The 5,696-nt window shown below is 66.1% G+C and carries 4 protein-coding genes and 1 pseudogene; 3 read left to right on the plus strand and 2 right to left on the minus strand.

Translation table 11 applies throughout. From position 1 onward, the window contains the following. Both A3764_RS04080 and A3764_RS04085 read left to right on the plus strand, forming a co-directional pair. Positions 1-506, plus strand: a pseudogene (locus A3764_RS04080) (efflux RND transporter periplasmic adaptor subunit); the annotation flags it as partial. A gap of 2 nt (positions 507-508) precedes the next feature. Further along, positions 509-3,913 carry an efflux RND transporter permease subunit gene (locus tag A3764_RS04085; protein ID WP_067920051.1) on the plus strand — a complete coding sequence of 1,135 codons (3,405 nt, stop codon included), beginning with the start codon at positions 509-511 and terminating at the stop codon, positions 3,911-3,913. A gap of 12 nt (positions 3,914-3,925) precedes the next feature. Here A3764_RS04085 and A3764_RS04090 read toward each other — a convergent pair whose 3' ends face one another. Next, positions 3,926-4,756: a protein-disulfide reductase DsbD domain-containing protein gene (locus tag A3764_RS04090; RefSeq protein WP_067920057.1), complete on the minus strand. Its 831-nt coding sequence runs from the start codon at positions 4,754-4,756 to the stop codon at positions 3,926-3,928. 165 nt (positions 4,757-4,921) lie between these two features. On the opposite strand from A3764_RS04090, the gene A3764_RS04095 reads away from it, so the two are divergent. Further along, on the plus strand, positions 4,922-5,467 hold the full coding sequence (locus tag A3764_RS04095) for a YqgE/AlgH family protein (protein ID WP_067920053.1): 546 nt from the start codon (positions 4,922-4,924) through the stop codon (positions 5,465-5,467). Between the two features lie 9 nt (positions 5,468-5,476). Here A3764_RS04095 and A3764_RS04100 read toward each other — a convergent pair. Further along, on the minus strand, positions 5,477-5,696 hold a 220-nt coding region (locus A3764_RS04100), incomplete at its 5' end, for a Sua5 family C-terminal domain-containing protein (protein WP_330220511.1).

Below are 5,696 nucleotides of genomic sequence, written 5' to 3' on the forward strand. Positions count from 1 at the left end.
CCGTCGGTTTCAAGCCGGGCGATTTCGTGACCGTCCGCGTGCGTGAACCCGCGCTGGCGGATGTCATTCGACTGCCGGCCGCGGCCATGGACGCCACGGGGGAGGTGCTGGTGCTTACAGAGGAAGACAGGCTCGAGGGGATCGCGGTGGAATTGGTACGCCGACAGGGTGACGATATTCTCGTACGCGGCCCTGTCATCGGGCGCGACGTGGTGGAGGCCCGTTCACCCCTGCTCGGGGCCGGGATCGGGGTGCGCCCCCTGCGCCGTCCCGCGCCGGAGGATGATGCCACCGCAGACGCAGAAGGCACCGCTGCCGAGGGCCAGCAACCCGGGGCCGAAGCGATGCTGGAGCTTTCGGATGAGCGGCGCGCGCGTCTCGTGGCTTTCGTCGAAGGCAATACGCGCATGCCCGAAGACGCGAAGGCGCGCGTGCTGGCGCGATTGGCGGAGCCGCTGGTGCCCGCGCGCATGGTGGCCCGTATCGAAGACCGGATGGGGGGCTGACCATGCGTCCCGCCCCCGGTGGCCCCGGCGGCCTGCTGTCCTACTTTACCCGGCACCGCACGGCGGCGAACCTGTTGCTGGTCCTGCTTCTGGTCAGCGGTCTGGCCGCCGCCCCCAACATGCGGGCGCAGTTCTTTCCCGATGTGATCGTCGACAGCGTTTCCGTCACCACGATCTGGCAGGGGGCGGGGGCCGAAGACGTGGACACCGCTATCGTGCAGGTGCTGGAACCCGCGTTGCTTTCGGTCGAGGGCGTCGAAGGGTCCTCGGCGACCTCGCGCGAAGGGATGGGGACCGTATCGCTCGACTTCGAACCGGGATGGGACATGGCGCGCGCTGCCGCGGATGTGCAGACGGCGGTTGATGCCGTCACGACCCTGCCCGAGGACGCGGAGGAGCCGAACGTGCGCCGCGGCGCATGGCGGGACAGGGTGACCGATGTGGTGATCACCGGCCCGCTCGATCCCGAACAGCTGGGCCGCTTCGCCGATGAATTCGTCACCCGGCTTTTCGCCGCCGGAGTGACCCGAACCACCATTCAGGGGGTGGCCGCTCCGCTAACGCTGATCGAAGTGCCATCGGCGCGATTGGTGGCCAACGACATCTCGATGGCCGAGATCGCCGCCGCCATTGCCGCCGAGGTCGATGCGGACCCTGCAGGCGACGTGACGGGCGCCAACGCCAGGGTGCGCACCGGCACGGCCAAGCGCAGCGCCACGCAGATCGAAGAGATCGTGCTGCGCTCCAACCCCGACGGATCGAAACTGACCATCGGGGATGTCGCGCGCGTCACCGCGGAAGGGGTCGACCGGGAAGAAAGCTTTTTCGTAGGGCCCGATCCCGCGATCTCCGTCCGGGTGGATCGTTCGGACGGGGGCGATGCCATCGGTATCCAGCAAACGGTGGAGGAGGTGGCCGCACAGATGCGCGCCGCCGTGCCGGCCTCTGTCACGGTCGAATTGATCCGCACCCGGGCGGAGGCGATCACCGGGCGGCTCGACCTGCTGGTGGACAATGGCCTGATGGGGCTCGGGCTGGTCGTGACCCTGCTGTTCCTCTTCTTGAATGCGCGCACGGCCTTTTGGGTGGCGGCTGGCATACCCGTGGCGATGGGCGCGGCCATCGCGCTGATGTATGCGGGGGGAATTACCATCAACATGATCTCCCTCTTCGGGCTGATCATCACGCTCGGCATCGTGGTGGACGATGCCATCGTGGTGGGGGAACATGCCGATTACCGGTTCCAGACCTTGGGCGAAAGCGCGATGGAAGCCGCTGAAAACGCCGCCCGGCGTATGGCCATGCCGGTCTTCGCCGCAACGCTCACGACCATCATCGCCTTCTTCGGTCTCGTCGCCGTGGGGGGGCACTTCGGCGACCTGATTAAGGATATTCCCTTTACGGTCATCGCGGTTCTGGCGGCCTCGCTGGTGGAATGTTTCCTGATCCTGCCCAACCACATGGCCCATGCGATGCGCGCGGCACGGCGCAAGCATTGGTACGACCTGCCCAGCCGCGTGGTGAACCGTGGCTTCGTCTGGGTGCGAGAACGGCTCTTCCGCCCCTTCATGGCAGGGGTCGTGACCGCGCGCTACGCCGTGCTCGCCGGGGTTATCGCGATCTTTGCCAGCCAAGCGGCGCTGTTCATCCAAGGCGACGTGCAATGGCGGTTCTTCAACGCGCCGGAGCGCGGCTCCGTCACCGGAAACTTCGCCATGGTCGAAGGTGCCACCCGCGCGGACACGCTGGCCATGATGCGCGAAATGCAGCGCGCGACGGAGGAGTTGGGCGCGGAATACGAAGAACGCCACGGGCGCAATCCGCTGGACTACGTCATGGCGCAGATCGGCGGCAATTCGGGCTACGGGCTGGCGGGGGCAGACGGCAAGGACCCGGACCTGCTGGGCGGCATCTCCATCGAGCTGATCGACGCGGATCTGCGCCCCTATTCCAGCTTCGCCTTTGTGGGTGAGCTTCAGGAAAGGGTCGTCAACCACCCGCTGGCGGAGACGGTCAGCTTTCGCGGCTGGAGGTCGGGGCCGGGGGGCGATGCGCTCGACGTGCAGTTCTACGGCGCGGATACCGATACGCTCAAGGCCGCGTCGCAGGATCTGCAGGCGGCGCTGGCACAATACCCCGAAGTTAGCGCGGTTCAGGACAACCTCGCCTATGACAAGGAAGAGCTGATCCTCGATCTGACCGCGCAGGGTCAGGCACTGGGCTTTACCATCGACGCCCTGGGCCGCGCGCTGCGGGACAGGCTGGGCGGGATAGAGGCCGCGACCTATCCCGACGGTCCGCGTTCCGCCACCATCCGGGTGGAACTGCCCGAAGGCGAGTTGACGGCGGATTTCCTCGACCGCACGCAGATGCGTACGCCCAGCGGCCTTTACGTGCCGCTGGCAGATATCGTCAGCGTCGAACGCCGCACCGGTTTCAGCACCGTGCGACGGGAAAACGGGGTGCGGCTGATCTCGGTCACCGGTGACATCTCCGAAGACGACCCGGCGCGTGCCTCGGCCATCACCGCAGCACTGCAGGATGACATCCTGCCCCGGATCGCATCCGAACGTCAGGTGGAATGGCGGCTTTCCGGCCTCAGCGAACAGGAAAGCGATTTCCTCAGCGACGCGCTCACCGGGCTGATCCTCTGCCTGACCGGCATCTACCTCGTCCTGGCGTGGATCTTCGGCAGTTGGACCCGGCCCATCGTCGTGATGGCGATCATACCTTTCGGTCTGGTCGGCACGATTTATGGCCATGCCCTGTGGGACGTGCCGCTCAGCATGTTCACGGTGGTCGGCCTTTTGGGGATGACGGGGATCATCATCAACGATTCCATCGTTCTGGTAACGACGATCGACGAATACGCCGCCACGCGGGGGCTGGTCCCTTCGATCATCGACGGCGCCGCCGACCGGCTGCGGCCCGTGATGCTGACGACGGCGACGACCGTGCTGGGCATGGCGCCGCTGCTCTATGAGCAAAGTCAGCAGGCGCAGTTCCTGAAGCCCACGGTGATCACGCTGGTCTATGGCCTCGGCTTCGGCATGGTACTGGTGCTGCTGGTGGTGCCTGCGTTGATGGCGATGCAGAACGACGTCTCCCGCCATATTCTGGCGCTGAAACGCGGGCTGACGGCCCCTGTGGGATCGCTGCGTGCAGGGTTGCTGGTCGCCGTGGCGCTGCTCTTGGGTTGGGCCGGGGCTACGCTGGGATGGGTCGTCTGGACGGGTGCGCTTTTGCCTTTCTTTGCGGGGGTGCTGCCTGCCCCCGCTGGGGGCGCGCCATTGGCCGCGGCATTGGCGCTCTTCGTCGCAGGTGCCGCAGCATTGGCATTAACAGGCTATGTCCTGGGGGCGATCCTGCAGTTCGTCCGGGGATCGCGGCGGCGCGCGGCTTCCTGAAGAATACCGAACCTAGGAAGCCGGGTCGCAGCCCCGGATATCCACGGCCCGTTTCGATCCCAACACGGTGAACCGCAGGGCGGATCGATCGATTGCCATCGCCGCACCCGACGCGTTGGCAAGCTCACCCCTCGTGACCAGCTTGCCGCCTTCCCGTTGGCTGGTCGTTTCGCTCGCCCAGATGGAGGGGTTGCCGGGTTCGACTACCACGATCTCCGGCTCCCCCATCGAAGGCAAGTCGAGCGTTGCCTGCAGACGGATACCGTTGCTGAGCGGCGTGAGCGCACAATTCACCCCCCGCACCCCGGCCTCCCGCGCGGTGGCGGGCCGGTCGGCGATGGCGGCGGCGATGGCGGGCGTTACCGTCCGGTTCGCATCGTCCAGCTTCTGGCTCAGACGAAGGGTTTCGGGTAGGCAAACGTCCTTGCACACGCCAAGTTCGACGCGCGCCTCAAGCTGGATCGGTTCGCCGGGTTTGAGCGGGGTGATCTTCAGCGGCAGGATGACCATATCGAAATAGCCGATGCTGCGCAGACCGGAGAGTTCGAAGACCGTGGGTGTCGGAAAAGAGACCCCGACAGAGCGCAGGTTCGTCGAGCCGGACCAGTCGAAATTGGGCGGAATCCCCGCATCGCCGGGCGCGCGCCAATAGGTCTTCCACCCCGGGGCAAGGGTCATCCGCAGGCCCGCGATGCGTGTTCCGTCGGGCTGGACCCAGCCGGGAAGGACCTCCGCCCGGATGGGCGAGCCTTGCATCATCTGGGCCTGCACAGGGCCCGGTGACAGGGACGCAAGCAGCCCGAAGACGGCAGAAAACAGGAAAAAGCGGAGCGAGGGTGCCATGTGGGTCATTATCTCTTCATCTTTCATCCGGGCCACACTGCCAAGTCACGATTGCATCAGCCCGGTTACGCCGGTCCCGAGGGGCCCCCCTTGCCATGAGAGCGGGGCAGGACCATTCTTTGGAAGAAGCAACGCAAACCGGATATTCCACGGGGAGGCCGCATCATGGATTTGACAGGCAAGCTGCTGGTGGCGATGCCCGGCATGGGCGATCCGAGGTTCGCCCATAGCGTCATCTATCTTTGCGCGCATTCCGATCAGGGCGCAATGGGGCTGATCGTGAACCGCCCCGCGCCGGGGTTGAAACTCTCCGACGTGATGGAGCGTCAGATCGAGGCGGGGTCCGGCGACATCGGCCTGCATATCGGCGGACCGGTTGAAACCGAACGCGGGTTCGTTCTGCATTCGGACGATTATGTCTCTGCCATCAAAACGTTGCAGGTGTCAGGCGGTTTCGCCATGACAGCCACGCAGGACGTGCTGGACAGCATCGCCGCGGGCAGCGGGCCGGAACGGGCGCTGCTCATGCTCGGCTATGCGGGCTGGGGCGCGGATCAGCTGGAGGCGGAACTGGGCCAGAACGGCTGGTTGACCTGCGATGCCACCACGAAGATCGTCTTTGACCTGCCCGACGAACAGAAATGGGAAGCCGCGCTGCGGTCTGTGGGGATCGAACCGCTGTCCCTGTCGGCCTCGGCGGGCAGGGCCTGACGTTTACGGCTAAGGTCGGGGGGCCGCCGCGCGGCGCAGACGGTCGTTGATGGCCTGACCGAGCCCGGTTCCCGGCACCGGCGCCACCGCGATGGGCTGCCCCGTGGCATCCAGCCTGTGCAGCAGGTCGAATAGGCGCGCCGCCGCCTCCGTCAAATCTCCGGTAGGCGACAGGTTCTCGGTGCAGCGCATCTCTCCGAAGCCCAGCAGCACTTCGTCCGGGCGGGGC

Origin of the sequence: Sulfitobacter sp. HI0129, from assembly GCF_001635395.1 — a bacterium.
Lineage (GTDB): Bacteria > Pseudomonadota > Alphaproteobacteria > Rhodobacterales > Rhodobacteraceae > Sulfitobacter.